Source organism: Pseudomonas syringae KCTC 12500 (genome assembly GCF_000507185.2).
Lineage (GTDB): Bacteria > Pseudomonadota > Gammaproteobacteria > Pseudomonadales > Pseudomonadaceae > Aquipseudomonas > Aquipseudomonas syringae.
In genome coordinates, this window is sequence record NZ_AYTM02000002.1 from 4,497,214 (window position 1) to 4,523,215 (window position 26,002).

At 60.2% G+C, this 26,002-nt stretch carries 30 protein-coding genes; 14 read left to right on the forward strand and 16 right to left on the reverse strand.

The features are described 5' to 3' along the window. Positions 1 to 43: 43 nt before the first annotated feature. Entirely contained in the window at positions 44 to 838 is a 795-nt protein-coding gene (locus tag V476_RS20260) for a substrate-binding periplasmic protein (protein ID WP_024959201.1), read from the reverse strand. A gap of 100 nt (positions 839 to 938) precedes the next feature. On the opposite strand from V476_RS20260, the gene dnaX reads away from it, so the two are divergent. The 4 genes from dnaX (at position 939) to pdxB (ending at position 5,195) form a co-directional block, all read left to right on the forward strand. Next, a complete protein-coding gene (dnaX, locus tag V476_RS20265; RefSeq protein WP_024959202.1) occupies positions 939 to 3,161 on the forward strand; it encodes a DNA polymerase III subunit gamma/tau in 2,223 nt (740 codons plus the stop codon). A gap of 61 nt (positions 3,162 to 3,222) precedes the next feature. Beyond that, a complete protein-coding gene (locus V476_RS20270) occupies positions 3,223 to 3,549 on the forward strand; it encodes a YbaB/EbfC family nucleoid-associated protein (RefSeq protein WP_002552818.1) in 327 nt (108 codons plus the stop codon). 160 nt (positions 3,550 to 3,709) lie between these two features. Continuing rightward, positions 3,710 to 3,964, forward strand: coding sequence for a sulfurtransferase TusA (tusA, locus tag V476_RS20275; RefSeq protein ID WP_003315171.1), 255 nt, complete (start codon positions 3,710 to 3,712; stop codon positions 3,962 to 3,964). A gap of 88 nt (positions 3,965 to 4,052) precedes the next feature. Continuing rightward, a complete protein-coding gene (pdxB, locus tag V476_RS20280; protein ID WP_024959203.1) occupies positions 4,053 to 5,195 on the forward strand; it encodes a 4-phosphoerythronate dehydrogenase PdxB in 1,143 nt (380 codons plus the stop codon). 74 nt (positions 5,196 to 5,269) lie between these two features. Here the strand turns inward: pdxB and V476_RS28640 are convergent, their stop codons facing one another. Further along, positions 5,270 to 5,440, reverse strand: coding sequence for a PA1571 family protein (locus V476_RS28640; RefSeq protein WP_003315168.1), 171 nt, complete (start codon positions 5,438 to 5,440; stop codon positions 5,270 to 5,272). A gap of 287 nt (positions 5,441 to 5,727) precedes the next feature. On the opposite strand from V476_RS28640, the gene V476_RS20290 reads away from it, so the two are divergent. Beyond that, positions 5,728 to 7,497 (forward strand): ABC transporter transmembrane domain-containing protein, encoded by a 1,770-nt coding sequence (locus V476_RS20290; RefSeq protein WP_024959204.1) that lies wholly within the window; start codon positions 5,728 to 5,730, stop codon positions 7,495 to 7,497. A 59-nt stretch (positions 7,498 to 7,556) separates the two neighbouring features. Here the strand turns inward: V476_RS20290 and ppnP are convergent, their stop codons facing one another. Beyond that, positions 7,557 to 7,838: a pyrimidine/purine nucleoside phosphorylase gene (gene ppnP / locus V476_RS20295; RefSeq protein ID WP_003343080.1), complete on the reverse strand. Its 282-nt coding sequence runs from the start codon at positions 7,836 to 7,838 to the stop codon at positions 7,557 to 7,559. 112 nt (positions 7,839 to 7,950) lie between these two features. Continuing rightward, on the reverse strand, positions 7,951 to 8,493 hold the full coding sequence (locus V476_RS20300; RefSeq protein ID WP_003315164.1) for a 3'-5' exonuclease: 543 nt from the start codon (positions 8,491 to 8,493) through the stop codon (positions 7,951 to 7,953). Between the two features lie 252 nt (positions 8,494 to 8,745). Here V476_RS20300 and V476_RS20305 point away from each other — a divergent pair, with 252 nt between their 5' ends. Further along, on the forward strand, positions 8,746 to 9,585 hold the full coding sequence (locus V476_RS20305) for a substrate-binding periplasmic protein (protein ID WP_024959205.1): 840 nt from the start codon (positions 8,746 to 8,748) through the stop codon (positions 9,583 to 9,585). Positions 9,586 to 9,622: 37 nt separating this feature from the next. On the opposite strand, the gene V476_RS20310 is transcribed toward V476_RS20305, so the two are convergent. Then, positions 9,623 to 9,790: a DUF2897 family protein gene (locus V476_RS20310; protein ID WP_003315162.1), complete on the reverse strand. Its 168-nt coding sequence runs from the start codon at positions 9,788 to 9,790 to the stop codon at positions 9,623 to 9,625. 118 nt (positions 9,791 to 9,908) lie between these two features. Further along, positions 9,909 to 11,273, reverse strand: a complete 1,365-nt coding sequence (gene eat / locus V476_RS20315) for an ethanolamine permease (protein ID WP_024959206.1) — start codon at positions 11,271 to 11,273, stop codon at positions 9,909 to 9,911. A 291-nt stretch (positions 11,274 to 11,564) separates the two neighbouring features. On the opposite strand from eat, the gene pyrF reads away from it, so the two are divergent. Then, positions 11,565 to 12,263 carry an orotidine-5'-phosphate decarboxylase gene (gene pyrF / locus V476_RS20320; protein WP_024648184.1) on the forward strand — a complete coding sequence of 233 codons (699 nt, stop codon included), beginning with the start codon at positions 11,565 to 11,567 and terminating at the stop codon, positions 12,261 to 12,263. A 77-nt stretch (positions 12,264 to 12,340) separates the two neighbouring features. Here the strand turns inward: pyrF and V476_RS20325 are convergent, their stop codons facing one another. After that, on the reverse strand, positions 12,341 to 13,348 hold the full coding sequence (locus tag V476_RS20325; RefSeq protein ID WP_024959207.1) for an NADP-dependent oxidoreductase: 1,008 nt from the start codon (positions 13,346 to 13,348) through the stop codon (positions 12,341 to 12,343). Between the two features lie 231 nt (positions 13,349 to 13,579). Here V476_RS20325 and V476_RS20330 point away from each other — a divergent pair, with 231 nt between their 5' ends. Then, complete coding sequence (locus V476_RS20330; protein WP_024959208.1) at positions 13,580 to 14,515, forward strand: S66 peptidase family protein; 936 nt, start codon at positions 13,580 to 13,582, stop codon at positions 14,513 to 14,515. Positions 14,516 to 14,543: 28 nt separating this feature from the next. On the opposite strand, the gene V476_RS20335 is transcribed toward V476_RS20330, so the two are convergent. Both V476_RS20335 and V476_RS20340 read right to left on the reverse strand, forming a co-directional pair. After that, a complete protein-coding gene (locus tag V476_RS20335) occupies positions 14,544 to 15,737 on the reverse strand; it encodes a benzoate/H(+) symporter BenE family transporter (protein ID WP_017278056.1) in 1,194 nt (397 codons plus the stop codon). Between the two features lie 116 nt (positions 15,738 to 15,853). Further along, positions 15,854 to 16,324 (reverse strand): MarR family transcriptional regulator, encoded by a 471-nt coding sequence (locus tag V476_RS20340; RefSeq protein WP_024959209.1) that lies wholly within the window; start codon positions 16,322 to 16,324, stop codon positions 15,854 to 15,856. Between the two features lie 82 nt (positions 16,325 to 16,406). Between V476_RS20340 and V476_RS20345 the strand changes: the two genes are divergently transcribed. Genes V476_RS20345 through V476_RS20355 form a run of 3 tightly spaced genes read left to right on the forward strand, consistent with a single transcriptional unit; the run spans position 16,407 to position 18,632 of the window. Further along, entirely contained in the window at positions 16,407 to 17,573 is a 1,167-nt protein-coding gene (locus V476_RS20345; protein ID WP_024959210.1) for an aminotransferase-like domain-containing protein, read from the forward strand. A 39-nt stretch (positions 17,574 to 17,612) separates the two neighbouring features. After that, positions 17,613 to 18,215 carry a glutathione S-transferase family protein gene (locus V476_RS20350; RefSeq protein ID WP_003343108.1) on the forward strand — a complete coding sequence of 201 codons (603 nt, stop codon included), beginning with the start codon at positions 17,613 to 17,615 and terminating at the stop codon, positions 18,213 to 18,215. A gap of 30 nt (positions 18,216 to 18,245) precedes the next feature. Then, positions 18,246 to 18,632 carry a lysozyme inhibitor LprI family protein gene (locus V476_RS20355; protein WP_003315149.1) on the forward strand — a complete coding sequence of 129 codons (387 nt, stop codon included), beginning with the start codon at positions 18,246 to 18,248 and terminating at the stop codon, positions 18,630 to 18,632. Between the two features lie 21 nt (positions 18,633 to 18,653). On the opposite strand, the gene V476_RS20360 is transcribed toward V476_RS20355, so the two are convergent. After that, positions 18,654 to 19,031 (reverse strand): glutaredoxin family protein, encoded by a 378-nt coding sequence (locus V476_RS20360; RefSeq protein ID WP_003315148.1) that lies wholly within the window; start codon positions 19,029 to 19,031, stop codon positions 18,654 to 18,656. 73 nt (positions 19,032 to 19,104) lie between these two features. After that, the gene (gene folE, locus V476_RS20365; protein WP_003343112.1) at positions 19,105 to 19,650 is read right to left on the reverse strand and encodes a GTP cyclohydrolase I FolE; all 546 of its coding nucleotides are present in this window, start codon (positions 19,648 to 19,650) and stop codon (positions 19,105 to 19,107) included. A gap of 488 nt (positions 19,651 to 20,138) precedes the next feature. Between folE and V476_RS28490 the strand changes: the two genes are divergently transcribed. Both V476_RS28490 and V476_RS28645 read left to right on the forward strand, forming a co-directional pair. Then, positions 20,139 to 20,348 carry a hypothetical protein gene (locus V476_RS28490; RefSeq protein WP_003343114.1) on the forward strand — a complete coding sequence of 70 codons (210 nt, stop codon included), beginning with the start codon at positions 20,139 to 20,141 and terminating at the stop codon, positions 20,346 to 20,348. Between the two features lie 91 nt (positions 20,349 to 20,439). Further along, complete coding sequence (locus tag V476_RS28645) at positions 20,440 to 20,607, forward strand: hypothetical protein (RefSeq protein ID WP_003405800.1); 168 nt, start codon at positions 20,440 to 20,442, stop codon at positions 20,605 to 20,607. A gap of 465 nt (positions 20,608 to 21,072) precedes the next feature. On the opposite strand, the gene V476_RS20375 is transcribed toward V476_RS28645, so the two are convergent. The 3 genes from V476_RS20375 to V476_RS20385 form a co-directional block, all read right to left on the reverse strand. Further along, positions 21,073 to 21,630 (reverse strand): Smr/MutS family protein, encoded by a 558-nt coding sequence (locus V476_RS20375; RefSeq protein ID WP_003315144.1) that lies wholly within the window; start codon positions 21,628 to 21,630, stop codon positions 21,073 to 21,075. A 45-nt stretch (positions 21,631 to 21,675) separates the two neighbouring features. Then, the gene (locus tag V476_RS20380; RefSeq protein WP_024959211.1) at positions 21,676 to 21,993 is read right to left on the reverse strand and encodes a hypothetical protein; all 318 of its coding nucleotides are present in this window, start codon (positions 21,991 to 21,993) and stop codon (positions 21,676 to 21,678) included. A gap of 148 nt (positions 21,994 to 22,141) precedes the next feature. Next, entirely contained in the window at positions 22,142 to 22,732 is a 591-nt protein-coding gene (locus V476_RS20385; protein WP_003315142.1) for a cysteine hydrolase family protein, read from the reverse strand. A gap of 261 nt (positions 22,733 to 22,993) precedes the next feature. Between V476_RS20385 and prmB the strand changes: the two genes are divergently transcribed. Next, positions 22,994 to 23,902: a 50S ribosomal protein L3 N(5)-glutamine methyltransferase gene (prmB, locus tag V476_RS20390; protein WP_024959212.1), complete on the forward strand. Its 909-nt coding sequence runs from the start codon at positions 22,994 to 22,996 to the stop codon at positions 23,900 to 23,902. Positions 23,903 to 23,991: 89 nt separating this feature from the next. Here prmB and V476_RS20395 read toward each other — a convergent pair whose 3' ends face one another. Together V476_RS20395 and V476_RS20400 are read right to left on the reverse strand one after the other, a co-directional pair. Next, positions 23,992 to 24,795: a hypothetical protein gene (locus tag V476_RS20395; protein WP_003315140.1), complete on the reverse strand. Its 804-nt coding sequence runs from the start codon at positions 24,793 to 24,795 to the stop codon at positions 23,992 to 23,994. 133 nt (positions 24,796 to 24,928) lie between these two features. Then, on the reverse strand, positions 24,929 to 25,957 hold the full coding sequence (locus V476_RS20400) for an alpha/beta hydrolase (protein WP_017278051.1): 1,029 nt from the start codon (positions 25,955 to 25,957) through the stop codon (positions 24,929 to 24,931). Positions 25,958 to 26,002: the final 45 nt, after the last annotated feature.

Genomic DNA, 26,002 nt, shown 5'->3' on the forward strand with positions numbered 1-26,002 from the left:
TAACGATGGAATATGACGCTATTGCGACAACGCAGATGAAGGGTCAGGGGACGGTGGGCGTGGTGTAGTGATCAATGATCTGCTGGATCTCCCCCGACAGACGCATCTGCACCAGCGTGCGCAAAATCCTGCCCACTGGCAGATCGGAGTTGTTGCGGATCACGCAGGCGGCCGGCTGTTCGGCGACCATTGATATCGGCATGAGCTTCTTGCCGGCAGGCAGGTTCCGGTTGGTCCATTCGAGGATCAACTGATTGGTCACCGCATAGTTGTAGCGCCCGGCCATCAGTTTGCCGAGCGTCTGGTTCTGCGTGCGTGCATCTTCACGGACCAGTTTATGCGCCTCGAAAAGATGCTGCAGGGCCGGGTAGGTGTAGCCCAATACGGTGCCGACGGTTTCGTTGTCGAACTGCTCGGGGTAGGGGCCGGCAGCCGTTGCCGCCGAAGCGACCAGCCAGTCGCGCTGATAGAGAATTGGCAGGCTCCACAGGTAGTCCCCGGACAGGTCCGGGTACCACGCCTGGGCGCTGTAGCAGTGCATGTCGACTTCGCTACGCTCTAGCGCCGACTGGATGCGCAGGCGTGGCATCACGTGATAACTGGCTTCGAGGCCCACATGGTGCGCAAGGCTTTGCATGATGTCGAACAGAATGCCGGATTCGGGACGAAAGTCGGTGATGTGCATCATCGGCATGGTCCAGCCTTCGTTGACCGCAAAGCTCAAGGTTCCCTGTGCCGCGCGGCCGGTTTGCGGCAACAGCAATAGCAGACAGAGCGCCGCTGCACAAGGCAACGGCGGTGTGGTGAAGGCCCGAATAAAGCGCATCAATTGAGTCATTTGCACAACTTAGCCACAATAGAGACGGACACCAGATGCAATTTTGCCCCTGCTCGGCTAGCATTGGCGGTCTTCCGCTTACCAGTTGCGACGGTTTTAAATGAGTTATCAGGTTCTTGCACGTAAATGGCGTCCGCGCTCGTTCCGCGAAATGGTCGGCCAGGCTCATGTGTTGAAGGCCCTGATCAACGCGCTGGACAGCCAGCGCCTGCACCATGCCTATCTGTTTACCGGCACCCGGGGCGTCGGCAAGACAACTATCGCGCGGATCATCGCCAAGTGCCTGAACTGTGAAACCGGCATCACCTCGACGCCTTGCGGCACCTGTTCGGTGTGCAAGGAGATCGACGAGGGCCGTTTCGTCGACCTGATCGAAATCGACGCTGCCAGCCGCACCAAGGTCGAAGACACGCGCGAGCTGTTGGATAACGTGCAGTACGCGCCAAGTCGCGGTCGCTTCAAGGTCTACCTGATCGACGAAGTGCACATGCTTTCCAGCCACTCGTTCAACGCCTTGCTCAAGACGCTTGAAGAGCCGCCGCCCTACGTCAAGTTCATCCTCGCCACCACCGATCCGCAAAAGCTGCCGGCGACCATTCTTTCGCGCTGCCTGCAGTTCTCGTTGAAAAACATGACGCCTGAACGCGTGGTCGAGCATCTGACCCACGTGCTGGGCGTCGAGAACGTGCCCTTCGAAGACGACGCGCTGTGGCTGCTCGGGCGCGCCGCCGATGGTTCGATGCGTGATGCGATGAGCCTCACCGATCAGGCCATTGCCTTCGGTGAAGGCAAGGTAATGGCTGCCGATGTACGAGCCATGCTCGGCACGCTGGACCACGGCCAGGTGTTCGATGTACTGACGGCGCTGCTGGAAGGCGATGCCCGCGGGGTGCTGGAGGCGGTACGCCACTTGGCCGAGCAGGGCCCTGACTGGAATGGCGTGCTCTCGGAAATCCTCAATGTGCTGCACCGTGTGGCGATTGCCCAGGCGTTGCCGGAAGGCGTCGACAACGGTCATGGTGATCGTGACCGGGTGTTGGCGCTTGCGCAGGCCCTGCCTGCCGAAGACGTACAGTTTTACTACCAGATGGGCTTGATTGGTCGCCGTGACCTGCCGCTGGCCCCTGATCCGCGTGGCGGCTTCGAGATGGTCCTGCTGCGCATGCTGGCGTTCCGTCCTGCCGACAGCGAAGACGCGCCGAGGCAGCCGCTAAAGCCAGTGGGGATCAGCCAGGCCACGGTTGATTCCCGAAAAGCAGTGGCTGATGCGACACCTGTTGCATCGGCAGCTCCCGCAGTGTCTACCGCCCCGGTGATGGCTGCGCCCGATCCGGCCTTCGAAGCGCTGCCGCCTGCGGCGCCGGCGATGCCTGCCGCCGCCCGGCCAGAGCCCGCGGTACAGCCGGAATCGAAGCCAGAGCCACAAGCCGCGCCAGTCGAAGACCTCGACCTGCCGTGGAATGAACCGAAATCCCCGGCTGCCGAACCCGCCGCCGAAACTGCGCCCCCTACCGAATCTGAGGGCGAATCTGATGCCGAGCCAGTAGCCGAGCCGGTTCTGGAGACCGTTTCCGAGCAGCCCGACCTGACGCCCATGCCGACGCCTACGCCCGCCAGCCCGGTGCCGGCCGCACCTGAAGCCGAGCCTGCACAGCCGGCAGCCGAGCAGTCGGTCACGCCGGCAATGCTCGAAGCCATTCCGGACTCTGCGTATCTGTCCATGCACGCCAATTCGACGTCTTCCGGCTCCGGGCCCATGGGGCGTGACGACGAGCCGCCAGCAGACGACGATTATGTCGAGCCGGATATCGACATAGACCCGGCGTCCTACAGCTATCTGGATGAGTTGGCCCACGAAAGTGTCGTCGAGCTTGAAGCCGTCGAACCGGAGCCTGCTCCGGCTGCCAAACCGGCCACCGGTCTTGCGGCCGAGTGGCTGGACGTGTTTCCCAAGCTGCCGATCTCCGGGATGACCGGCAGCATCGCGGCCAACTGCACACTGATCTCGGTCGATGGCGACAACTGGCTGCTGCACCTGGACCCGGCGCACAGCGCGCTGTTCAACTCGACGCAGCAGCGGCGTCTGAACGATGCGTTGAACCAGTACCATGGGCGCACGATCAATCTGAGTATCGAGCTGATCAAGCCCGAGCAGGAAACCCCTGCGCAGGCTGCTTCACGGTTGCGTGCCGAGCGCCAGCGCCAGGCCGAAGCCTCGATCCAGGCCGACCCGTACATCCAGCAGATGCTGCAACAGTTTGGCGCTGTGATCCGGGAAGACACGATCAAACCGGTGGACGCGCCTGCGGTGCCGGCTCAATAACTGAACACAGGGCGCCGCTGGCGCCACGCAAACGAACCATCCATTTTCGAGGAGATATCCCATGATGAAAGGTGGCATGGCTGGTCTGATGAAGCAGGCGCAGCAAATGCAGGAAAAAATGGCCAAGATGCAGGAAGAACTGGCCAACGCGGAAGTCACCGGTCAATCGGGCGCAGGCCTGGTGAGCGTGGTGATGACCGGTCGTCATGACGTCAAGCGCATCAATCTGGATGACAGCCTGATGCAGGAAGACAAGGAAGTGCTGGAAGACCTGATCGCCGCCGCCGTCAACGACGCTGTGCGCAAGATCGAGCAGGCCAGCCAGGACAAGACGGCTTCCATGACCGCTGGCATGCAGTTGCCGCCCGGTATGAAGCTGCCGTTCTGACGGTCGCACGGGTCATGATCAATGCCAGGCCCTGTGCCTGGCATTTTTCTGTCTGCTGTCTGGCTGGCCGGGCGCCGTTGTTCGGCTTCATCACTACTATCAGCATTTGGCCTGATCGACTGAATTGAGCGACAATCTTCCCCCGTCTCTGGAGTGCCCCATGTCTGAGCCCATTGAAAACCTCACTGTCGACGCCGAGCTGGATGCCGTCGGGCTGTTCTGTCCGGAACCGGTGATGATGTTGCACCAGAAGGTGCGTGATCTGCCTGCGGGCGGTCTGCTCAAGGTCACTGCAACCGATCCGTCCACGCGTCGCGATATCCCGAAATTCTGTGTATTTCTTGGCCATGAGCTGGTTGCGGAGCAAGCCGAAGAGGGCACGTTCCTCTACTGGATCCGCAAGAAGTCCGACTGATCGCCACATCGCTGCAACCCGCGCTGTTCACGACGCACCTGTTCCCGATTCGAGCAGGTCCCTGTTCGCCAGACCCAGAGAGTCCTCCATGCGCATTGTTGCTGACGAAAATATTCCCCTGCTCGACGCCTTTTTTGCTCATTTCGGTGAGATTCATCGTTTGCCGGGCCGCGCCATGGACCGAGCCGCGGTGGCTGATGCAGACATCCTGCTGGTTCGCTCGGTCACTGCAGTGACCCGCGAACTGCTTGAGGGTAGCCCGGTGCGTTTTGTCGGGACCTGCACCATTGGCACTGATCACCTCGATCTGGACTGGTTTCAGCAAGCTGGTATCCAGTGGGCCAGCGCTCCGGGCTGCAATGCGCGCGGCGTGGTGGACTACGTGCTCGGCAGCCTGTTGACGCTGGCTGAAATCGAGGGTGTTAACCTTGCGCAACGCACCTACGGTGTGGTCGGTGCAGGGCAGGTGGGTGGCCGGCTGATCAGCGTATTGAAAGCTCTGGGCTGGAACGTGCTGGTTTGCGACCCGCCACGCCAGGCTGCCGAAGGCGGTGACTTCGTCAGCCTCGACGAGATCCTGCAGCGCTGTGACGTTATCAGCCTGCACACGCCGCTGAGCAAAACCGGGACGTCACCGACCTGGCACCTGCTCGACGACGCGCGTCTGCGTCAGCTCCGGCAGTGTGCCTGGCTGATCAATGCCAGCCGTGGCGCTGTGGTGGATAACGCAGCGCTGCACGACGTGCTGCTTGAGCGGGAAGACCTGCAAGCGGTGCTGGACGTGTGGGAGGGCGAGCCGCAGGTCAACGTCGCGCTGGCTGACTTGTGCGTTCTGGGTACACCGCATATTGCCGGTTACAGCCTGGATGGCAGGCAGCGCGGTACGGCACAGATCTATCAGGCGCTGTGTGGCTTTCTTGATCAGCCTGCTACGATCGAGCTGGACGATCTGCTGCCAAGACCCTGGCTGGCGCAGGTCAGTCTCGACGCGGCCTGCGACCCGGTCTGGGCGCTTAACATGCTGTGCCGTGGCGTGTATGACCCGCGTTGTGACGATGCGGATTTTCGCCGCAGCCTGACCGGTGACACCGCCAGTCAGCGTCTGGCCTTCGATGCACTGCGCAAGCAGTACCCGCCACGCCGGGAAATCGAAGGGCTGAAGGTGCACCTGGAGGGCGAGTCCGAGGCGTTGGCGCAATTGGTGCGGGCGCTGGGTGCGGTGCTGGTCTGATCGCCAGGCGGGCTATCGGGTAATAAAAAACCCGACCAAGTGGTCGGGTTTCAAGTGTCTGGTACGGCTCGGTCTTATTTTTCCGGGGTTACCCAGTTCTTATCGCATTCCTGGCAGGCAGCCTGAACCATTTCTTCGGTGATCAGGACTTCTTCCCCGTGCTGGTCGAGAACGGCACCGCCAACCGGCAGATTGGGCGTGGCTCGAACGACTTGAACTTCGTTGCTGCGCTCTTGCGGGTTCATGGTGTTTCTCCTTTCATCAGGTAACGGCGTTAAGTTAACCGCGCTTGATGACCGGTCCGTGACATGTACTGTCAGCCGCTCAAACGCGCTCCAAGTGCAACAGATATGATGCAAATCTGCCAGCAGGCGCTTAGATCGATGTCTTATAGCGGCCTCTGTAAAGCAGTCATAACCTGACTCTTGAAGCCAGCCGCAAGTTCATTCGAAATGATGTTCGGCGCGCCCGGCAACACCGGTGTAGGCTTTGCAATTCAGACAGATCGGGCAGACAGGCAGGTTCATCGTTCATGATTTCACGGATTACCCGACGTCATCGCCAGGCCTTGCGTCTGGCTGCGAGTTTCATCGCGCCGTATCGCTGGCAGGCGCTCGGCGCATTGCTGGCACTGGTCATTACTGCGGGCATTACTCTGTCGATCGGGCAGGGCATCAAACTGATGGTCGATCAGGGTTTCATGACCCGTTCACCACAGTTGCTCGAGCGCTCGATCGGGTTTTTCATGCTGCTGACGGTCGGCCTCGCTGTCGGAACCTTCGCCCGTTTCTATCTGGTGTCGTGGATCGGCGAGCGTGTGGTTGCCGACTTGCGCAAGAAAGTATTCGATCACCTGATCGAACTGCATCCGGGCTTCTACGAGAACAATCGCAGTTCGGAAATCCAGTCGCGACTGACCGCCGACACCACGCTGTTGCAGTCGGTGATCGGCTCGTCGCTGTCGATGTTCCTGCGCAATGCGCTGATGGTCATCGGCGGCATCGTGCTGCTGTTTATCACCAACCCCAAACTCACCAGTATCGTGGTGGTGGCGTTACCGCTGATCATCGCGCCCATTCTCATGTTCGGGCGGCGGGTACGAAACCTGTCGCGCGAGAGTCAGGACCGGGTCGCCAATGTCGGCAGCTACGTGGCTGAGGCCTTGGGGCAGATCAAGACGGTGCAAGCCTACAATCATCAGCAGCAGGACAAGCAGCGCTTTTCGCATACGGTGGAGCAGGCGTTCGAGACCGCTCGTAAACGCATCCTGCAGCGCTCCTGGCTGATCACGCTGGTAATCGTTCTGGTGTTGGGTGCGGTGGCCGTGATGCTGTGGGTGGGCGGCATGGACGTGATCAGCGGTCGCATCTCCAGCGGTGAGCTGGCAGCGTTTGTGTTTTACGCGCTGATGGTCGGTATGGCGTTCGGTACGTTGAGCGAGGTGATTGGCGATCTACAGCGCGCCGCCGGTGCGGCGGAGAGGATCGGCGAGCTGCTTCAGGCGCGCAGTGAGATCACCGTGCCGACCACGGACCTGCAGAGCCTGCCGCAGCGCATCAGTGGGCGCCTGGCGCTGGAGAATGTCACCTTCGCCTACCCGTCGCGTCCCGAGCGCAACGCGCTGGATGACCTGACCCTGAGTATCGAGCCCGGTGAAACCCTGGCGCTGGTCGGGCCCTCCGGCGCGGGCAAGTCGACCATCCTCGATCTGCTGTTGCGCTTCTACGACCCGATTAAAGGGCGCATCCTGATCGAGGGCGTGCCGATCGCGCAGCTCGATCCCCATGACTTGCGTCGCTGCTTCGCGCTGGTTTCACAATCGCCCGCACTGTTTTTCGGCAGTGTCGAAGACAACATTCGCTACGGTAACGCCACCGCGAGCCTTGAGCAGGTAGAGGCGGCGGCGCGCATTGCCCATGCGCATGAGTTCATTCTCGACATGGCCGACGGCTACCGTACGCATCTGGGTGAGGGCGGGGTGGGATTGTCCGGCGGACAGCGGCAGCGTCTGGCGATTGCCCGCGCCTTGCTGGTCGATGCGCCGATCCTGTTGCTGGACGAGGCGACCAGTGCGCTGGACGCGCAGAGTGAGCATTTGATTCAACAGGCCCTGCCGAGCCTGATGCAGGGGCGTACCACGCTGGTCATCGCCCACCGGCTGGCCACGGTGCAGAATGCCGACCGGATTGCCGTCATGGATCAGGGGCGTTTGGTGGCCGTGGGCACCCATCAGCAGTTGATCGCCAGCAACCCTCTTTATGCGCGACTGGCGGCGTTGCAGTTCAATGCCGGGGTTGAGTAGGAGAGGGCGAGAAGGGCTTGTGGGGAACGTGGGAGGTCAAGCCTCCCACTCGCTGAGCCTCAGCGATATTCGCACAGGTAGGCGGTATCGACTTTGACCTTGATCTGGAACTTGCTGTTGGCCGGTACGTTGAACTGGTTGCCGGTGGCAAAGGTTTCCCAGTCAGTGCTGTCCGGAAGCTTCACGCTCAACTCGCCGGAGATCACATGCATGATTTCCCGTTGCGCCGTACCGAACTCATATTCGCCCGCTGCCATGACACCGATGGTTGCCTCACCATCGGCCTGGGTGAAGGCGATGGATTTGACGGTGCCGTCGAAGTACTCGTTGACCTTGAACATGGGCGGTTCCTTTTGAAAGGGCTGAAAATGGCTCGCCAGTATGCCCAACACGGTAAAACTCGTCACGCCCCTTGCACGTGAACGCTGACGAAACGTCGACCTGCAGCGGCATTCAATTGGGCAGGATCAACGGCAGCAGCCTGGCAGTATTGCGCGCATCGACCAGGGCGCGGTGCTGTTGCCCGCTGAACTGCATGCCTGCCAGTTGCAAGGCACTGTTCAGCCCCATCGGTTTCTGCAAGTGGCGGGCCTGGGCGAAACGCTGTTTGAGATTGACGTGCGGCATGCTGGACAGCGCACTGTCGAGGTGATGGTGGCGCCATTCCTCTTCCAGTTGCTGACGATCGTAGTCCCCCCAACTGGCCCAGCCCACGATGCGTGCACGGTGATGGCTCAACCAGCGCTCGAATTGCGGCCACACCGTCGTCAGCGGCGCAGCGCTGTCGATGCTGCTCTGGTTGATGTGGGTCAGCTCGCGGCAGAAATGGGTCAGCAGCGGTCTGCGTGCCGGGCGCACGAAGCGCTCGAAATGGTCAAGCTCGCGTCCGTCCTGATTGACCAGTGTCGCGCCTATCTCGATGACTTCCATTTCTGCGACTGGCCATCCACCTTCTTCGGTCGTGGCCTCAAGATCAATCACCAGCCAGTGCGGCATCATCAAGCTTCCTTACGATAGTCAATGGCTTCAGCGTAGCCAGATTAACCCGTTGCGCACACTCTGGGCTTTGCATCGGCATGCTTGTTGTTACAACGGCCTCTACAGTGACCACAGGTGATTGCATTGGTGCCTCGCAGGCGGCTGTCACGTGCCTGGATGAATACTGCAAGCGCACCGCAGAGCGCTGACGCCGTCGATTTGACAGTTGTTTAAATCACGGAAACCGCATAGTTTGGACGGCTTTGATTGATGTCGTGTTTTATGAAAAGACTTGCAGTGTTAATTAACGGTGTGGCGCGCAAGCTTGTGACCGGCGTTATGCTCTTCATTCCGTTGATGGCAGCGCCGCAGGTCTTTGCCGCGCAGATCGTGCGGGTGGCCGCAGTGCATTTCCCCCCTTACATGGTGCGCCCTGAAAAAGGTGAGGACGCTGGCCTTTTACCCAAGCTGGTCGATGCCCTGAATGGCGAGCAGGACGAATATGAATTCGTGATGATTCCGACATCGGTGCCTCGGCGTTTTCGTGATTTCACGGAAGGGCGTTTCGATCTTGCAGTTTTCGAAAACCCCGACTGGGGCTGGAAGGACATTCCCCATGAGCAGATCGATATGGGGCTCGAGGATGCCGAGGTCTATGTGGCGCGCCGGGTGGAAGGACGCGGGCAGGATTACTTCGACACCTTTGCTGACAAGCGTCTGGCATTGTTCAGTGGCTATCATTATGGATTTGCCAACTTCAACACCGATCAGAAATACCTGAGCGAGCACTTCAGTATTACCTCCACGTACTCCCACGACAGTAACTTGCTGATGGTGGTGCGCGGCCGCGCCGATATTGCACCTGTTACCCGTTCGTACCTGATTGATTTCATGGCGCATAACAAGGATGAAGCGGCGCAGCTGATGGTGTCCGACCGTATCGATCAGACCTACCGTCAATATGCGTTGTTGCGTCCGAATGGCAGCATCGATGTGGCGCACTTCAAACAGCTACTGGAGCGGTTGCGTGCAGATGGGCAGTTGGCGAAAATTTTCGAGCCGCTTCACATCAAGGTGCTTGCGGTCAATGCCGAGATGCCCGGTAAATAGCAGGGGGGCAGGTTTTGCGCCTGCCACCCAGAGGCACTCAACGGTCGTTGGCGTCCTTGGCATCCATTTCTGCGTTGCGCTCATGGACGCGCTTGAGCTGTTCTTCAGTGAGGGGCAGTTTCTTGGCTGTGTCGCGCAGCATCATCAGACCGCCGACGACCGAGCCAATGGCTACGAGCAGAATTAACCAGGCATACCAGGGCATAGCGCTCTCCTTGTTGTGATACCGGTTGGAGCAGCAAAGCTGCCCAATGGTTCAAGTGTATGCGCCCTGAAGGGGTTGCGTACGAAAGCATTCGCCCGCAACCCTAAGATTCTGCCAACTACTTCCCGGTCAGCATCGCGTCGGTCGGCGCGTCGGCGCGCGATTTGGCAGTCAGGCTGAAATAGATGAAGCCGATGGCCATCAGGCCCAGAAAAATAAGGCCGATCAATGCGTTGAACCAAGCCATTGCCACCAGGCACACGACGGCCAGCGCCAGCGCGATGCCGGGCACTACCGGATAACCGGGGGCGCGGAACGTGCGTTCCAGGTCAGGCTCGGTCTTGCGCAGTTTGAACAGGCTGAGCATGCTCATGATGTACATGACGATGGCGCCGAACACGGCCATGGTGATCATCGCAGCGGTCAGTGTCATGCCGCTCAGGTTGATCAGCCCGTCGCTGTAGATCGCGGCGATGCCGATGAGGCCGCCGGCGATGATTGCCCGGTGCGGTGTCTGGAAGCGCGAGAGTCTGGCCAGCGAGGCGGGGAGGTAGCCGGCGCGGGCGAGGGCAAAGAACTGGCGCGAGTAGCCCATGATGATCCCGTGGAAGCTGGCGACCAGACCGAACAGGCCGATCCACACAAGCATGTGCAGCCAGCCTGAGCTGTCACCGACCACGGCTTTCATGGCCTGGGGCAGCGGATCGTTGATGTTGGCCAGGGTGCGCCAGTCGCCCACGCCACCGGCGAACAGCATGACGCCGATAGCCAGAATGACCAAGGTCAGAATGCCACTGATGTAGGCCTTCGGAATGGTCCGTCTCGGGTCCTTGGCTTCTTCGGCGGCCATCGCAGCGCCTTCGATGGCCAGGAAGAACCAGATGGCGAAGGGGATGGCAGCGAACATGCCGGCAATGGCTTCTGGTCCGAAAGTCTGTGAACCGGCCCAGCCGTTCAGGGCGAAGTTGCTGAAGCTGAATGCAGGTGCGACGACGCCCATGAACACCAGCAACTCGGCCACAGCCAGAATGCACACCACCAGCTCGAAGGTCGCCGCGAGCTTCACGCCCACGATGTTGAGCGCCATGAATACGATGTAGGCGCCGACTGCCGCATGCTTGGGGTCAAGACCCGGGTATTGCACGTTAAGGTACGCACCGATCGCCATGGCAATGGCCGGTGGCGCAAAGACGAATTCGATCAGGGTGGCCATGCCGGCGATCAGTCCGCCTTTTTCGCCAAAGGCGCGACGGCTGTAGGCGAACGGACCGCCTGCGTGCGGGATGGCCGTGGTGAGTTCGGTAAAACTGAAGATGAAACAGGTGTACATGGTGGCAACCATCAGGGCTGTTACCAAAAAGCCCAACGTACCCGCGACGCCCCAGCCGTAGCTCCAGCCAAAGTATTCGCCGGAAATCACCAGCCCTACCGCGATCCCCCATAAATGAATCGTGCCGAGCGTCGGCTTGAGTTGTGTGCTCATTGTTTTCTCCCTGGGATTCGATAATCGTTGAAACATCCTGTTGCAGAGGCCGTGCCAGTGCACTGTTCAACGTCGTGTTGCTTCAAAACAGGTCGTTTGTGGAACGTGTGGGTTAACTGATTCACCTTGTTGTGCAGATTCGGTGCAGGCTAGTGCAATGACGGTCGCTGCAGGTGCAGGAAATCGTGACGTTTTAAGACCGCCATTGGACAAATGCCGACCTATGGGTCCCGCCTGTGCGCCGGTTCGGCTACAATGCGCGCCGATTTCGACTTACCTGAGAACACGCTCATGTCCGCCTGCCAGACTCCTGTCATCGTCGCCCTGGATTTTCCGACCCGCGAAGCCGCCTTGCGCCTGGCTGATCAGCTCGATCCCAAGCTGTGCAGGGTCAAAGTCGGCAAGGAACTGTTCACCAGTTGCGCGGCCGACATCGTCGAGACCTTGCGCGACAGAGGCTTCGAAGTGTTTCTGGATCTCAAATTCCACGACATTCCCAACACCACGGCAATGGCGGTCAAGGCGGCGGCCGAGATGGGGGTGTGGATGGTCAATGTGCACTGCTCGGGCGGCTTGCGCATGATGGCGGCCTGTCGGGAAGTGCTTGAGCAGCGCACCGGTCCACAGCCGTTGCTGATCGGCGTGACCGTTCTGACCAGCATGGAACGTGAAGACCTGGCCGGTATCGGCCTGGACATCGACCCGCAGGTGCAGGTGCTGCGCCTCGCTGCTCTGGCCGAGAAGGCCGGGATGGATGGTCTGGTCTGCTCCGCGCTGGAAGCACAGGCTCTGAAAACCGCTCACCCGTCATTGCAACTGGTGACACCTGGCATCCGCCCGGCGGGCAGTGCGCAGGACGATCAGCGTCGTATCCTGACCCCTCGTCAGGCACTGGATGCAGGCTCTGACTACCTTGTCATCGGTCGCCCGATCAGCCAGGCGGCTGACCCGGCGAAGGCCTTGGCGGCTGTGGTTGCCGAGCTGGCTTGAGTGGATGGATGCGTAGCGTCACGGCGCTTTACCCGCATAGCGGAGAAGGGCTGTGACGCTGCGAAAAGCCTGCGGGTTTATTCCACTTTCAGGATCAGCTTGCCCTGATTCTCACCGCTGAACAGCATCTGGAAGGTTTCCGGGAACGTCTCGAGACCGTCCACGATGTGCTCCTTGCTCTTGAGCTTGCCTTCCTTGATCCAGCCGGCCATGACCTGGCCCGCTTCTGCAAAGCGCTCCGGGTGGTCCAGTACGATGAAGCCTTCCATGCGGGCGCGATTGACCAGCAACGACATGTAGTTGGCCGGGCCTTTGATTGCCTTGGTGCTGTTGTACTGACTGATGGCACCACAGATCACGACACGCGCGCCGACCGCCAGTTGGCTGAGTGCCGCGTCGAGAATGTCGCCACCGACGTTGTCGAAGTACACATTCACGCCATCCGGGCAGTGGCGTTTCAGACCGTCCATGACGTCTTCGGATTTGTAGTCGATGGCTGCGTCAAAGCCTAGCTCCTCGGTCAGCAGACGACATTTTGCCGTGCCTCCCGCGATGCCGACGACCCGGCAGCCCTTGAGCTTGGCGATCTGCCCGGCCACGCTACCGACCGCACCTGCCGCACCGGAAATCACCACGGTGTCACCGCTTTTCGGTTGACCGACGTCCAGCAGCGCCAGGTAGGCGGTCATGCCGGTCATGCCCAATGCCGATAGATAAAGCGGCAGGGGCGCAAGGCTGGTATCTACCTTGTAGAAGCCCTTCGGCTCACCGGCAAAGTAGTCCTGCACGCCCAGGGCGCCCTGGACGTGATCACCTACGGCGAACTTGGGGTTTTTCGATTCAAGTACTTCACCCACGCCGAGGGCGCGCATCACTTCGCCCAGCTTCACGGCTGGAATGTAGGATTTGCCGTCATTCATCCAGCCACGCATTGCCGGGTCCAGTGACAGGTATTTGTTCCTGACCAGAATCTGCCCGTCGGCAAGTGCGCTGACCGCGGCTTCCTGATAGGTGAAGTCATCACGGTGCGCATCGCCCGAAGGGCGCTTGGCGAGCAGGAACTGGCGGTTGGAAAGATCGGTCATGGCAGGGTCTCCTGAAAAGGGTTCAAGAATGGATTCAAACGCTCATCGCGCCATTCGGGCAAGAAGCGATCACCCAGCGAATGCCGTTTGATCCATGTGGTTGATAGGAGTCCGTTGCGCCGCTGGCGTTCAGACGGATCTGCGGATGAAAAATGCTGATGACGGATATGGCTTGAGTCGCCCCCCCTCAGTGCTCTAGATTCCTTGTTCGATCAACGCTTGGACGACATTATGCCTGCCACCTCTTCAAACACTCTCCACCCCCGTGCTCTGCGAGCTGGCGACGCCGTGGCACTGGTGTCTCCGGCAGGGCCTGTGGACCCCGGCAAGATCCAGGCGGCGGTGGCGGTACTCGAAGGGTGGGGGCTGCGTCCACGGGTCTATCCGCATGCGCTGGGCAGCTACTCGTTCTATTCGGGGACCGATGAAGAGCGGCTCGCCGACCTCAACGCCGCGCTGGCTGATCCGGAAATCCGCGCGGTCATCTGCACTCGCGGGGGTTATGGCGTACAACGGATCGTTCAGCAGGTGGATATGGACGCGGTGCGTCGCGACCCCAAGCTGGTGACCGGCTTTTCCGACATCACCGCGTTGCACGGTGCGCTGTGGAACCACGCGCGCCTGGCGACCATTCATGGGCCGGTCGCTTCGCAGCTGGAACGAGGCGGCCTGTTCGTCAGTGGTATGCGCCATGTGCTGATGAGTAGCGAGCCGGTGTTGCTCAAGGCTGACCCGGCCTCGCCAACGGCCAGGGTCAGAACTGGTGGTAGCGCACAGGGCCTGCTGTTGGGCGGCAACCTGTGCATCCTCGATACCTCTGTGGGTACGCCGTTCATGCCTGACCTGAGCGGTGCGATCCTGCTCATCGAAGAGGTCAACGAACCCGCCTACCGGGTCGACCGCATGCTCACCCATCTGGGCAACTGCGGGATTCTTGCGTCTCTGGCGGGCGTTGCCGTCGGCGAATTTACGCCTGCCGCCAACACTGGCCGCACCATCAGCCCCGCCGATGTGCTGCTGGAGCGGCTGGGCAGTCTTGGCATCCCGGTGCTCGGCGGTCTGCCGGTAGGCCATGGAGATCTCAATCAGGCAGTGCCACTGGGCACTCAGGCGATACTTGATGCCGACGCCGGAACCCTGTTGGTAGCGACTGCCGCGCGTAGCTGATGTCTCTGCCACGCTGCTGGTGGTTGGCCTAGTCGGTTTTGCGTGTGTTCAGGATCAGCAAGGTCAGCAAGCCCGCGACGATGCCCCAGAACGCCGAGCCTATGGAGAACAGCGTCAGTCCCGAAGCGGTGACCATGAAGGTGATCAAGGCGGGCTCGCGTTCCCTCGGTTCGGCCATCGCAACGGTCAGGCCATTGGTGATCGATCCGAGCAGCGCCAGCGCAGCAATCGAGAGCATCAGTTCCTTGGGGAACGCACTGAACAGACCCGCCAGGGTGGCACCGAAAATGCCGGCTATTGCATAGAAAATCCCGCACCATATCGCCGCTGTATAGCGTTTGGATTTGTCCTCATGGGCATGAGGGCTGGTACAGATGGCGGCACTGATCGCCGCCAGATTGATCCCGTGGCAGCCAAACGGTGCCGTGAGCAGTGAGGCAAAGCCTGTCACCGATATCAGTGGTGAGGTCGGCGGGAAGTAGCCGTCGGCTCGCAACACGGCCACACCGGGCATGTTCTGCGAGGTCATGGCCACCACGAACAGCGGGATGCCGATGCTGACCGTCGCCGCCCATGAAAACTCTGGAGTGGTCCAGACCGGCATGGCGACTTCCAGCGCCAGGCCACCAAAGTTCAGCAAGCCCAGCAGGCCTGAGAGGCCGATACCGACCAGCAGCGCGAGCAGCACCGAATAGCGTGGCGACAGGCGCTTGACCAGCAGGTAAGTGAAAAACATACCCAGCACCAGGCGGGTGTGGTGCTGTGCGGCAATAAAAATCTCACTGCCGATCCGGAACAGAATTCCTGCCAGCAAGGCCGCGGCCAGCGAGGCTGGCAGGCGCCGCACGATGCGCTCGAAACTGCCGGTCACCCCGCACAGAGTCACCAGTAGCGCGCTGGTGATGAACGCGCCAATGGCCTGCGGGTAGCCGACGCCGCCCAGGCTGGTGATCAGCAGGGCGGCGCCGGGTGTCGACCACGCCACGGTAATCGGCATACGGTAGCGCAGCGAGAGGCCGATGCTGCACACCGCCATGCCCATGAACAGCGCCCACAGCCAGGATGAAATCTGCACGCTGCTCAGCCCTGCCGCCTGGCCCGCCTGGAACATCAGCACCAGCGAACTGGTGCAGCCGGTCATCATGGCGATGAAACCGGCAACCACCGCCGACGGCGATGAGTCTGTCAGCGGGCGCAATGGCACCTTGAGGGATTGGTTCATGCAGGGCGTTCCTAGAAACGGGCAGGTAGCAAAGGGCGCCAAGCCTAAACGCATGGCCGCTCGGCCTTGCAATACAGCGACACAAGTAAACGCCAGCACAGTTGCAGACGTGGCGTTTACTCGGCGTCAGCCCCGGTCGGGCAGGCGCCGGATTGCAGGGTCTGCCCCAGCGCCCGATTGACCGTCAGCCAGCCATCCACGGCATCCTGACCCGCTTCGGCGAACACCCGCTGCAGCAGTTTGACCTGTTCGCGGCGCAAGCCCTGTTCAAAAAGGGCGCCTTCATCGGTGAGGCCCAGCAGTCGTTTGCGCTTGTCATTCTCGGGGGCCGCGCTGTGCACCAGATTCATGGCGATCAGCTGGCGCAGCGGGGCATTGAGGGCCTGTTTGCTGACGCCCAATACGGTGAGCAGCTCCTTGACGCTCAGGCCGGGGTAGCGGGCGATGAAAAATACGGTGCGCTGGTGCACACGACTGAAGCCGCGTCTGGCCAGCATTTCATCAGCCTTGGCAGTGAATGCCTGATAGCCGAAGAAGAAGGCTTCCATGGCCATTTGTTGATTGGCAGGTTTTTTAAGGTCAAGCATGTTGACGTATCCGGGTTGGTCGTCGTAATTTGAGTCAACCAGTTTGACGTATTTCCAATTGTCTCGGCTACAGGTAACTGCCATGGCTTTCTCCGAACGCGTTTCCCGTCTGAAAAGTTCTCTGATCCGCGAGATCCTCGCCGCCGCTCAGCGTCCGGAAGTGATGTCGTTCGCCGGTGGTCTGCCCGCCGAGTCGATGCTACCCAAAGTAGAGTGGGCCGACATGCCTGTTGCGCTGGGCCAGTACGGCATGAGCGAGGGCGAACCTGCGCTGCGTGAAGCGCTGGCCGCCGATGCCCTTGCCTTGGGTATCGAGTGCGACGCCAGTCAGGTCATGGTGGTCAGTGGTTCTCAGCAGACACTGGACCTGGCGGCCAAGCTGTACATCGATAAAGGCACCGAAATTCTTCTCGAAGCGCCCACCTATCTGGCGGCGTTGCAGATATTCCAGCTGTTCGGCGCCGACTGCATCACTGTGCCGCTGCAGGCCGAAGGCCCAGACCTGCTTGCCATGCGCCAGCGTCTGGAGCAGCACACGCCAGCGTTCGCCTACCTCATTCCGACGTTCCAGAACCCCTCGGCGGTGCGCTACAGCCAGGCCAGTCGCGATGCCGTTGCGGCGTTGCTCGACGAGTTCGGTGTCACGTTGATCGAGGACGAGCCGTATCGTGAACTGAGTTTTGACGGCAGCAGTGCCAGGCCGATTGTCAGCGGTTTGAAGACAGCCAGCTGGATTTACACCGGTACGGTTTCCAAGACGCTGCTGCCGGGCCTGCGAGTGGGCTATCTGATCGCCAGCCCCGATCTGTTTCCGCACTTGCTGCGTCTGAAACAGTCGGCCGATCTGCATACCAATCGCCTCGGCCAGTGGCAGGCCTTGCAGTGGATTGGTACTGAGCACTATCGTGAGCATCTGGTAACGCTGTGCGAGTTTTACCGGGGCCGTCGTGATGCGTTCGAGAGTGCCTTGCAAACGCATTTTTCCGACCTGGCCACCTGGAACAGCCCGCAAGGCGGACTGTTCTTCTGGTTGACGCTGAAGCAGCCGCTGGACACGCGCACCTTGCTGGATACAGCGCTGGCGCACGATGTGGCGTTCATGCCGGGCGAACCTTTCTTTGCCGATCCGGACGCCAATCACGGTCACTTGCGGCTCAATTTCAGCCATATCGACCCTGCACGGCTCGATGAGGGTATAAAACGTCTGGCGTCGGTGGTCCGCGCAGCACACCTTCTGCAGGCCGCCTGATTCAAGACGTCAACATAGACGCAGCAAGGGAGCAGTCTGATGTACAAGGTTTATGGCGATTACAACTCGGGCAACTGCTACAAGGTCAAGCTGATGCTTAACCTGCTGGGCAGCGAGTACGAGTGGGTGCCGGTGGATATTCTCAACGGCGAAACCCAGACCCCGGCGTTTCTGGAAAAGAACCCCAACGGCAAGATTCCGGTGCTGGAGCTGGAAGACGGCACTTGCCTGTGGGAGTCCAACGCGATTCTCAACTTTCTGGCTGATGGCTCTTCATACTTGCCGAGTGAACCAAGGTTGCGCACCCAGGTGCTGCAGTGGCAGTTCTTCGAACAATACAGCCATGAGCCGTCCGTTGCGGTGGCCCGTTTCATCCAGTTCTATCTGGGCTTGCCGGCCGAACGCATGACCGAGTATCGCGCTATGCAGAAGGCCGGCTATCGCGCACTGGCAGTCATGGAGCAGCAGCTCGACCGTACGCCGTTTCTGGTCGGCGAGAATTTTTCCATCGCCGACATTGCCTTGTATGCCTACACCCATGTCGCGCATCAGGGCGGTTTCGATCTGGCACCCTATACCGGGATCCGCCGGTGGCTGGATCGAGTCAAGGCACAGCCGGGTTATATCGGTATGCTGGACTGACACATCCGTCATGTGAACAAAGGGAAATGTATGCGCGTTCCAATCGTACTTCTGGGCGCTTTCATTGCGCTGGGTATCGGCTGCTCGGCCCAGGCCGAGGACTGCGACGCCAATCAGGCCAGCATGAACCGCTGCGCTGCCAATGAGCAGGCAGCGCTCGATGCCGATCTCAACAAGCAGTACAACGCGCAAATGGCGTGGTTGAAGACCCCGGCGAAAAAGCAGGCATTCAAGGATGCGCAACGAAAGTGGATAGCCCTGCGTGATGCCGATTGCCTGTATCAGGCGGGCAAGCCCGAGGACTCAGGCTCTATCTGGCCCTTGCTGCAGTCGCAATGTCTGGCCGAGCAGACCCGTGTGCGGCTTAAGCAGTTGCAAGCCTATGTGGCCTGTCGCGAGGAAGGTTGCCCGCGCTGAGAGGCGCCGGGCAAACAGCGGTCATATCGCTCCGAAGCGCTGGTTCAGGTAGTCGATGATCACCTTGGATTCATACATCCACACGGTTTTGTCGCCTTCCTCGATGCGCAGGCAAGGCACTTTGATCCTGCCGCCCTCGTTGAGCAGGGTCTGGCGATCGAGCTCGTTGTTTTTCGCATCGCGCAACGCGACCGGAACATTGAGGCGGCGCAGGGCGCGACGCGTCTTCACGCAGAACGGGCAGGCATGAAACTGATACAGCGTCAGGTCCTGAGCCGCTTCAGCGACAGCCGCCTGGGCCTGCGGGTCACGTTTTTTCCTGCTCGGGCGAGTCAGGAAATCGATGCCGATGACGAGTTGGCCGAGGCCGACTCTTAACGCTTTCATGAACAAGGTCATACCTCTTGCGGGCGGTGGCGTGCTCAGCCGTGCGTTCAGCTTGCCTCATGGCAGGTGAACGCAGGCTGAATGATCACTTGATCAGGCTGAGAAACTCACTGCGGGTGGCCGCGTTTTCACGGAACTCGCCCAGCATCACCGAGGTGATCATGGCCGAGTTCTGCTTCTCCACGCCACGCATCATCATGCACATGTGCTTGGCTTCGATTACCACCGCTACGCCCAGCGCGCCGGTGACCTGCTGGATAGCCTCGGCGATCTGGCGGCTGAGGTTTTCCTGGATTTGCAGACGGCGCGCATACATGTCGACGATTCGCGCCACTTTCGACAAACCAAGCACCTTGCCCTGCGGGATGTAAGCCACATGTGCCTTGCCAATGAACGGCAGCAGGTGGTGCTCGCACAGCGAGTACAGTTCGATGTCCTTGACCATCACCATTTCACTGGCATCGGAGCTGAACAGTGCGCCGTTGGTCACTTCTTCCAGGGTCTGCGTGTAACCGCGACACAGATACTGCATGGCCTTGGCGGCGCGCTTGGGGGTGTCCAGCAGACCTTCGCGCGAGACGTCCTCGCCCAGTTGCCCGAGGATGGCGGTGTAATTCTGTTCCAGTGTCACAGAGGGTGATTCCGTATAGGTTTCAGAGCGGTACGTTTGGGGCTGTACCGATTTTTTACCAATCGAGCTGGTGTCCCGTTTGCCGATCCCGCTCCAGTGGAGTTGGGCGATTTCGCATACGTAACCTACGGATCTCGTTGATTGGCGATGAATGCGGGGTTTATCCCGGCGATTGGGCACATGGTAGCGTAGGTGTGCTCGCAGTTGTACTGCCGTGGCCTCGTAATGCTTTCGCAATCAGCGCCGGTTTTTAGACTTTGCCCGGCGTTGCGCTATAGCCCGGTGCTTTTCAGTGTCGCAGAAAAGCGAATGCAGGGAGCATGCGTTTTGGCTTGGGCTCTCCGACATGCGTTTCTGTTGCCTTGATTGGAGCGCTGGAATGAAATATGCCGTAGCTTTTTCAAGCGTTTGCAAAGCAGATGTGAAGCGTATCCTTGCTTCATGAAGGCGGCTTGTGAGATGCAGGCCAGAGTCTGATAGGAGGTTGGATGCCGAGTCAAAAGGACGAGCTGGAACTTGAGAAACTCCAGGCTGAGGTTCACAAGTTTGTGGCTGAGGCACGAAAAATGATCGCGGAGACCAATAAGCTCCAGCGCGAAACGAGCTTTTATCCATTTGTGGCGGCTGGTGGGTTGATCACCGTAATCGTTACTGCTGCCGCTTTCATCCACAAGCTCCAGGCAGCCAGTATCCAGTAGCGGACAGCGACTTGCAGCGCTTGAGATTCAGTCTGGACCAAGCGAAAGTGTGTACGCAACGCATGAATCGGCATTTCGAGAGAAGATCAGTATGAGTCACGATCAAGTCATAAAGCGGATGCGCGAAGACCTCGAGCAGTTGGGCAACGAGGTCCGCAACATGCCTGCCCATGAACCACGAAACGTTCTGGTGTCTGCTGCATCCGGTGCAGTATTTGCTCTGGTTTTTTCATGGCTTGCATTCAAGGTCTGGTTCTGAACGCCTGCGATAGCTATGCCAGGGCAGTGAGTCGTCTGAGTCAGGTCCAAAGTCGTATGGCTTTTTTGTGTCTGGCGGTTGTTTTGTTTGCCCTGAAAAATCCGCTTTTACAGCTTTTGTATCCTCTCGCTTACACGTTGGCGACCAGATCGCTACCCACTTCCGGGGTCCATTGCGGTCTGAGTAGGCAGGTTATCAATCCATTGCCTGTCTAGAGAGTGAACCCGGATGTTGAGTCGAGTAGCAAAAATAGCGTTGTTCGCGATTGTACTGTCGTCGGTTTCCGGTTGCTGGCCGTTCTGGCCTGGTCCGGGTGGACATGGCGGTGGCGGTGGCGGTGGCGGGCATCATGAGGGCGGTGGCCCTGGTCCTGGCGGTCCTGGCCCGGGTCGCTGAGTCACCAGCGGGGCGGCGGCTTGCTGCCCGGTGTAGAGGGGCGGACTGACTGCAAGGGCGCGGCGGGTTCTACTCGTCGCGCCCTTCCATCATGATGCGCCTGAGGATCACGTACACCGCACCTGCACCGCCGTGTTTGGCCAGGCAGGAGCAAAAGCCCAGCACCTGCGAATGCTGACGCAGCCAGGTGTTGACGTGGCTCTTGATCATGGGTCGCTTGCCGTCCAGGCGTACCGCCTTGCCATGAGTGACGCGTACGCAGCGTATTTCCAGACGGGTCGCTTCAGCCAGAAATTCCCACAGCGTCTCACGCGCTACTTCCACGCTCATGCCATGCAAGTCCAGGCTGCCCTCGAAGCTGATCTGCCCGAGTTTGAGCTTGCGCATCTGACCTTCCTGCACGCCGTCACGCGACCAGCTCAGGACATCTTCAGGGCCGACATCGATCACGAATTGATCCGACAAGCCGTCGACGGTCACCGAGTCGGTGCGCACAGTTGCAGACTGGCGCAGGCGGGCGAGCATTTTTCGATCAGTCTTGGGTTTGCCGACATCGGCGTGTTCATGCTTGAGCGGCTTGACGCCGCGCGTCTCGCTTCTGAACAGGGAAAAATCGTCGTCTTGCATGAGGCCTCCGCGAAGGAGGCCATTCTAACCGCTCAGGCGAGGGGGTCAGTTGTGTTTTTTCATCAGATGCGAAGAGATGCTCAAGCCGCCGCCACTGCGCTGACGACGGCAGCGGCGCCACAGCCAGACGCCGATGTACAGCACCAGCAATCCGCCGATGGCCACAAACGCCGCGCCGCCCGGGCTGGCATTGAGTTCGCCCAGCATTTGCGGATGAACCGTGAGGCTGGATGCACCGGCAATCGCCAGCAACAGGCCCGCGACCACAAGGAGCAGTGCGATCAGCGTGCCGATGCGTTTGCCCCAGTTGCCCTGACCCCTGGGGCGCAGGCGACGTGCATCGAAACCATCTGACGTTTTCATGCCTTTTCCTCAACAGGTATCAGCTCAATGGAGTATCGGCGCTCTGACCCGGGGAAGGAGGGGTGGTTCCCGCCTCCGGGACGATCCATAACGGCACAGGATGGGCGGTTATGTGAGCGGTGTCACATGCTCCCTTACCCGTGCAGCTTCAAACAAGGTCTTTGGTCAGCGCCAGGGTGGCGAAGTTGTCGGCCATGATTGCCATCTCGGTTCTGTGCACGACCTCTGCGCTGACCACGCCGTGCGGGCTCGGCAGGTCACGGGTTGCGCAGGCATCGTCGACCAGGGTGCAGCGATAACCGTAGTCCTTGGTGGCGCGAACCGTGGTGCTGATACTCGAATGGCTCATGAAGCCACAGACGATCAGGTCCAGGTGCCCGAGACTCTGCAGCAGCTCATGCAGTCCGGTGCCATTGAAAGCATTGGGCAGGCGTTTCTCGACCAGGTGTTCATCGCCCTGCGGCAACAGCTCCGGCACCAGTTCACCGCGCTCGCCATGTGGGTCGAACGGGCCGCCCACGGTGCCCAGATGGCGGATGTGAACGATCGGGCACTTGACCGCACGAGCCTTCTCGACCAGCCGGCCGATGTTGGCCATCGCTTCTCTGACGCCGGTCAGGGCCAGCGGGCCGCGGAGGTATTCTTTTTGCGCGTCGATGATGATCAGCGTCGCGTTACTCAGATGGGCGGGCGCATGCACCCGGCCGCTGAGCTGAAACATGGTCTTTAAATCGGACATTCACGGGCTCCTTTGTGTGGGGCTTTTGCGACATTGTCCTCTGGCTGAAGCGTTCTGGGAATGGCAACCATCGCAGGCCACGGTTTTTATGGCCTGCAGGGCAGTTGAAGGAGGGGGTGGCTGGCGGTTTGCCTTGATGGCGGTAGACGAATCATGGAAACTTCCCGGCCTATCGGGTACGAAGAATGCACGTTGTTCGTAACCAGACTGTTCACCGGGGCTCGTCTTACAGCAGTTCGTTGCCTTTCAAGGAGTTTGTCCATGATCACTTCCCGTCTGCGTACCGTGCGCGACCATATACGCTGGGCCGTCAGCCGCTTTCACGAGGAAGACGTATTTTTCGGTCATGGCACCGACAATGCCTGGGATGAAGCGCGGCAACTGGTGCTGGGGGCGCTGCACTTGCCTTGGGAAATTGCCGACAGCTACCTGGATTGCCGTCTGGAAGTCGACGAAATATCCGACCTGCAACGCTTGATCAAGCGGCGCATCGACGATCGTGTGCCAACCCCGTATCTGCTGGGCGAGGCCTGGTTCTGTGGCCTGTCGTTCATTGTCGATGACCGCGTGTTGATCCCGCGTTCGCCCATCGCCGAGCTGATCGAAGAGCGTTTCGCCCCTTGGCTGGCCGACGAACCGGCGCGGATTCTCGATCTGTGCACAGGCTCCGGTTGCATCGGTATCGCCTGCGCCGAGGTGTTTCCCGATGCCGAGGTGGCCCTGGCCGACCTGTCCTATGACGCACTGGAAGTGGCCAATCAGAACATCGAGCGTCACGGCATGGAGGATCGCGTCTACACCGTTCAGGGTGACGGATTCGATGGCCTGCCGGGTCAGCGCTTTGACCTGATCGTGTCCAACCCGCCTTATGTGGACGCCGAAGACTTTGCCGACATGCCCGACGAGTATCAGCATGAGCCGGAGTTGGCGCTGGCCTGTGGCAGCGATGGTCTGAACCTGGTCCGCCGCATGCTCGCCCAGGCCGCCGATCATCTGAACGAGAAGGGCCTGTTGATCGTCGAGGTCGGCAATAGCCAGGTGCACGTGCAGGCGCTGTACCCGGAGGTCGATTTTGCCTGGCTGGACTTCCAGCGGGGTGGGCATGGTGTGTTCATGCTCACGGCAGAACAGTGCCGCGACCATCAGGCACTGTTCCAGTCGAAGGTTTGAGGTCAAGAGCCGCGATAAGCGGCTGAGGCTGAGACAAAAGGGAGGCTGATATCAGCCTCCCTTTTTTATCGGCTTTATCGGCGCGTCTTTTATCGGTGCGTTGCGATCCAGATCAGCAGGCCGGCCTGGAATACCGCGAAGGTCACCAGACAGGCAATCGTGAAGCGCAGGCCGCTGTCTTCACGCTTGTATTTGCTGACCCGGTCTTCATGCTGGCGTATCGTCACTTCTTGCTCGATCAGATTTTTCTCGGCCTTTTCCAGCATCTGCGAGGCTTCGAGAATCTCGATGATCTGCACCTTGTCGTTGTTCCAGGTGCTGTGCAGGTTGCCGACGTGTACATCCTTGATCGCGCCTTTCATGTGCTGGGCATCGGCATACGTCACTTCAAAACCCAGAGTGCGCAGAAAGTGATCGCGACGCAGACGTGTGTCTTCGTTCAGACCGTCCTTGCTGGCCAGCGCCACGCCTTCAATCTTGTAGGAAGACCATCTTTTCTGCGCCCAATGCACCGCATGAGCAATCATGAAACGCCCGATACCGCGGTTCCATGGCTCGATCTGCAAGCCTGACTCGGGACCGAAGCGCACCATGCGTTTTTCGTGGTCGGCCCAGATATCCAGATGGTTCTGTTCCTTGCGGACCCGCTGACCTGGCAATTGCACCGTGATGCGCAGCAGGCTCAATGCCTTGCTGTGCCGCTCGGCACGGCCGAACTGTACGAAGCGCAGAGGGCGGCCGCCGGTAGCACGGTCGGTGGGCAGTGGCGACAGACGCAGCATTTGAAAGCTTTCGGGCAGAACGTCTTCCCACGGCTGCGGGGGCACCGGCACTGCAACTTCTGCGCTGGCCGGTTCTGCGAGGGTTTCAGTCATGGTAGTTGCGTCTGTCATAAGGGTGTCCTTTCCTGGGCCTTGCCCCGGGGCACGTTTGCCGGGGCATAAAGGTGCCGAAACACTAAGGTGCCGGAACACAGGGCCAGCACATTGCTATCGGCCAGATTCGCCAGGACTGAAGGACTTTTAACTAGCGCGCGTCAGATCTTTTTTCCGGGTGCGGCAGCGCCTTGATGAAGCTCAGGATCCGCTCGGTCACTTCGCTGGCCAGCGGTTGGGTCGGATTGCGGTAGGAGAGCAGTTGCTGCTGCAAATCGTCCGGGACGATGCGCAGTACATGATTCATGCCGTCGATCAGGGCCAGTTGGGCATCCGGTTTGGCTTTCTGCAGCAGCAGGGCGTCACCCACACCGACCTGAATGTCGTTGCGACCCTGAACGATCAGCGCCGGAATGTGCAAAGCACCGAAAGCCGCCGCCGGGTCCTGGCGGAACAGCGAGATCAGGTAAGGCTGGACACTGGGGCGGAAGACCACTTCCAGCTCGGCGGGCACGTTGTCATCGGTCTTGCCGGCCTTGAGTTCGTCGAGCAACTGATCGCTGCGCTGCAGCAGGTCCGGTGGCAGGCGCTCCTGAAACTGTTCGCGCAGGACCTGATCCACCGGTCGTCCGGTGCCGGCCACGGAAATCAGTGCCGCTGCACCTACCTTTTCAGCCGCCAGCGTCGCCACCAGCGCACCTTCGCTGTGGCCCAACAGAATCAGCTGGCCCAGGCGCGGGTTGGCTTTCAGCGCTCTGGCCCAGAGCTGCACATCGGCCACGTAGCGCTCGACGCTCAGGTTGCGTTCATCCGGTGTAACCGCCTTGCTGGCCGCTACGCCGCGTTTGTCGTAGCGCACGCTGGCGATATTGTTGCTCGCCAGGATCACCGCCAGGCGTTTCATGCTGTCGTTGCGTCCACCTTCCGGGTTGTTGCCGTCGCGGTCAGTGGGGCCGGAACCGGCGACGATCAGCACCACCGGCACCGGTTTGTCGGAACGCGGCATGAGCAGCGTGCCGTACAGCTTGCCGTTTTCGGTGTCCACGCTTATCGGTCGCTGCACCGCGCTGGGCGCCGCAGCGCTGGCGGTTGCGGCGGCCAGACTCAGGATCAGGGTTATCGGCAGGGCCAGCAGACGCAGCGCATTGGGAACTCGAAGCAGGGAAATACCGGATAACATCGCAAGGCCATCATTGGGGGAGTCACGCTTGGACGCACGCGGTGA

What these genes read in the sequence shown, in the direction of transcription:
- V476_RS20260 (WP_024959201.1), bottom strand. Translation starts at nt 838, where the DNA reads ATGACTCAATTGATGCGCTTTATTCGGGCCTTCACCACACCGCCGTTG.
- dnaX (WP_024959202.1), top strand. Translation starts at nt 939, where the DNA reads ATGAGTTATCAGGTTCTTGCACGTAAATGGCGTCCGCGCTCGTTCCGC.
- V476_RS20270 (WP_002552818.1), top strand. Translation starts at nt 3,223, where the DNA reads ATGATGAAAGGTGGCATGGCTGGTCTGATGAAGCAGGCGCAGCAAATG.
- tusA (WP_003315171.1), top strand. Translation starts at nt 3,710, where the DNA reads ATGTCTGAGCCCATTGAAAACCTCACTGTCGACGCCGAGCTGGATGCC.
- pdxB (WP_024959203.1), top strand. Translation starts at nt 4,053, where the DNA reads ATGCGCATTGTTGCTGACGAAAATATTCCCCTGCTCGACGCCTTTTTT.
- V476_RS28640 (WP_003315168.1), bottom strand. Translation starts at nt 5,440, where the DNA reads ATGAACCCGCAAGAGCGCAGCAACGAAGTTCAAGTCGTTCGAGCCACG.
- V476_RS20290 (WP_024959204.1), top strand. Translation starts at nt 5,728, where the DNA reads ATGATTTCACGGATTACCCGACGTCATCGCCAGGCCTTGCGTCTGGCT.
- ppnP (WP_003343080.1), bottom strand. Translation starts at nt 7,838, where the DNA reads ATGTTCAAGGTCAACGAGTACTTCGACGGCACCGTCAAATCCATCGCC.
- V476_RS20300 (WP_003315164.1), bottom strand. Translation starts at nt 8,493, where the DNA reads ATGCCGCACTGGCTGGTGATTGATCTTGAGGCCACGACCGAAGAAGGT.
- V476_RS20305 (WP_024959205.1), top strand. Translation starts at nt 8,746, where the DNA reads ATGTCGTGTTTTATGAAAAGACTTGCAGTGTTAATTAACGGTGTGGCG.
- V476_RS20310 (WP_003315162.1), bottom strand. Translation starts at nt 9,790, where the DNA reads ATGCCCTGGTATGCCTGGTTAATTCTGCTCGTAGCCATTGGCTCGGTC.
- eat (WP_024959206.1), bottom strand. Translation starts at nt 11,273, where the DNA reads ATGAGCACACAACTCAAGCCGACGCTCGGCACGATTCATTTATGGGGG.
- pyrF (WP_024648184.1), top strand. Translation starts at nt 11,565, where the DNA reads ATGTCCGCCTGCCAGACTCCTGTCATCGTCGCCCTGGATTTTCCGACC.
- V476_RS20325 (WP_024959207.1), bottom strand. Translation starts at nt 13,348, where the DNA reads ATGACCGATCTTTCCAACCGCCAGTTCCTGCTCGCCAAGCGCCCTTCG.
- V476_RS20330 (WP_024959208.1), top strand. Translation starts at nt 13,580, where the DNA reads ATGCCTGCCACCTCTTCAAACACTCTCCACCCCCGTGCTCTGCGAGCT.
- V476_RS20335 (WP_017278056.1), bottom strand. Translation starts at nt 15,737, where the DNA reads ATGAACCAATCCCTCAAGGTGCCATTGCGCCCGCTGACAGACTCATCG.
- V476_RS20340 (WP_024959209.1), bottom strand. Translation starts at nt 16,324, where the DNA reads ATGCTTGACCTTAAAAAACCTGCCAATCAACAAATGGCCATGGAAGCC.
- V476_RS20345 (WP_024959210.1), top strand. Translation starts at nt 16,407, where the DNA reads ATGGCTTTCTCCGAACGCGTTTCCCGTCTGAAAAGTTCTCTGATCCGC.
- V476_RS20350 (WP_003343108.1), top strand. Translation starts at nt 17,613, where the DNA reads ATGTACAAGGTTTATGGCGATTACAACTCGGGCAACTGCTACAAGGTC.
- V476_RS20355 (WP_003315149.1), top strand. Translation starts at nt 18,246, where the DNA reads ATGCGCGTTCCAATCGTACTTCTGGGCGCTTTCATTGCGCTGGGTATC.
- V476_RS20360 (WP_003315148.1), bottom strand. Translation starts at nt 19,031, where the DNA reads ATGACCTTGTTCATGAAAGCGTTAAGAGTCGGCCTCGGCCAACTCGTC.
- V476_RS28490 (WP_003343114.1), top strand. Translation starts at nt 20,139, where the DNA reads ATGCCGAGTCAAAAGGACGAGCTGGAACTTGAGAAACTCCAGGCTGAG.
- V476_RS28645 (WP_003405800.1), top strand. Translation starts at nt 20,440, where the DNA reads ATGAGTCACGATCAAGTCATAAAGCGGATGCGCGAAGACCTCGAGCAG.
- V476_RS20375 (WP_003315144.1), bottom strand. Translation starts at nt 21,630, where the DNA reads ATGCAAGACGACGATTTTTCCCTGTTCAGAAGCGAGACGCGCGGCGTC.
- V476_RS20380 (WP_024959211.1), bottom strand. Translation starts at nt 21,993, where the DNA reads ATGAAAACGTCAGATGGTTTCGATGCACGTCGCCTGCGCCCCAGGGGT.
- V476_RS20385 (WP_003315142.1), bottom strand. Translation starts at nt 22,732, where the DNA reads ATGTCCGATTTAAAGACCATGTTTCAGCTCAGCGGCCGGGTGCATGCG.
- prmB (WP_024959212.1), top strand. Translation starts at nt 22,994, where the DNA reads ATGATCACTTCCCGTCTGCGTACCGTGCGCGACCATATACGCTGGGCC.
- V476_RS20395 (WP_003315140.1), bottom strand. Translation starts at nt 24,795, where the DNA reads ATGACAGACGCAACTACCATGACTGAAACCCTCGCAGAACCGGCCAGC.
- V476_RS20400 (WP_017278051.1), bottom strand. Translation starts at nt 25,957, where the DNA reads ATGTTATCCGGTATTTCCCTGCTTCGAGTTCCCAATGCGCTGCGTCTG.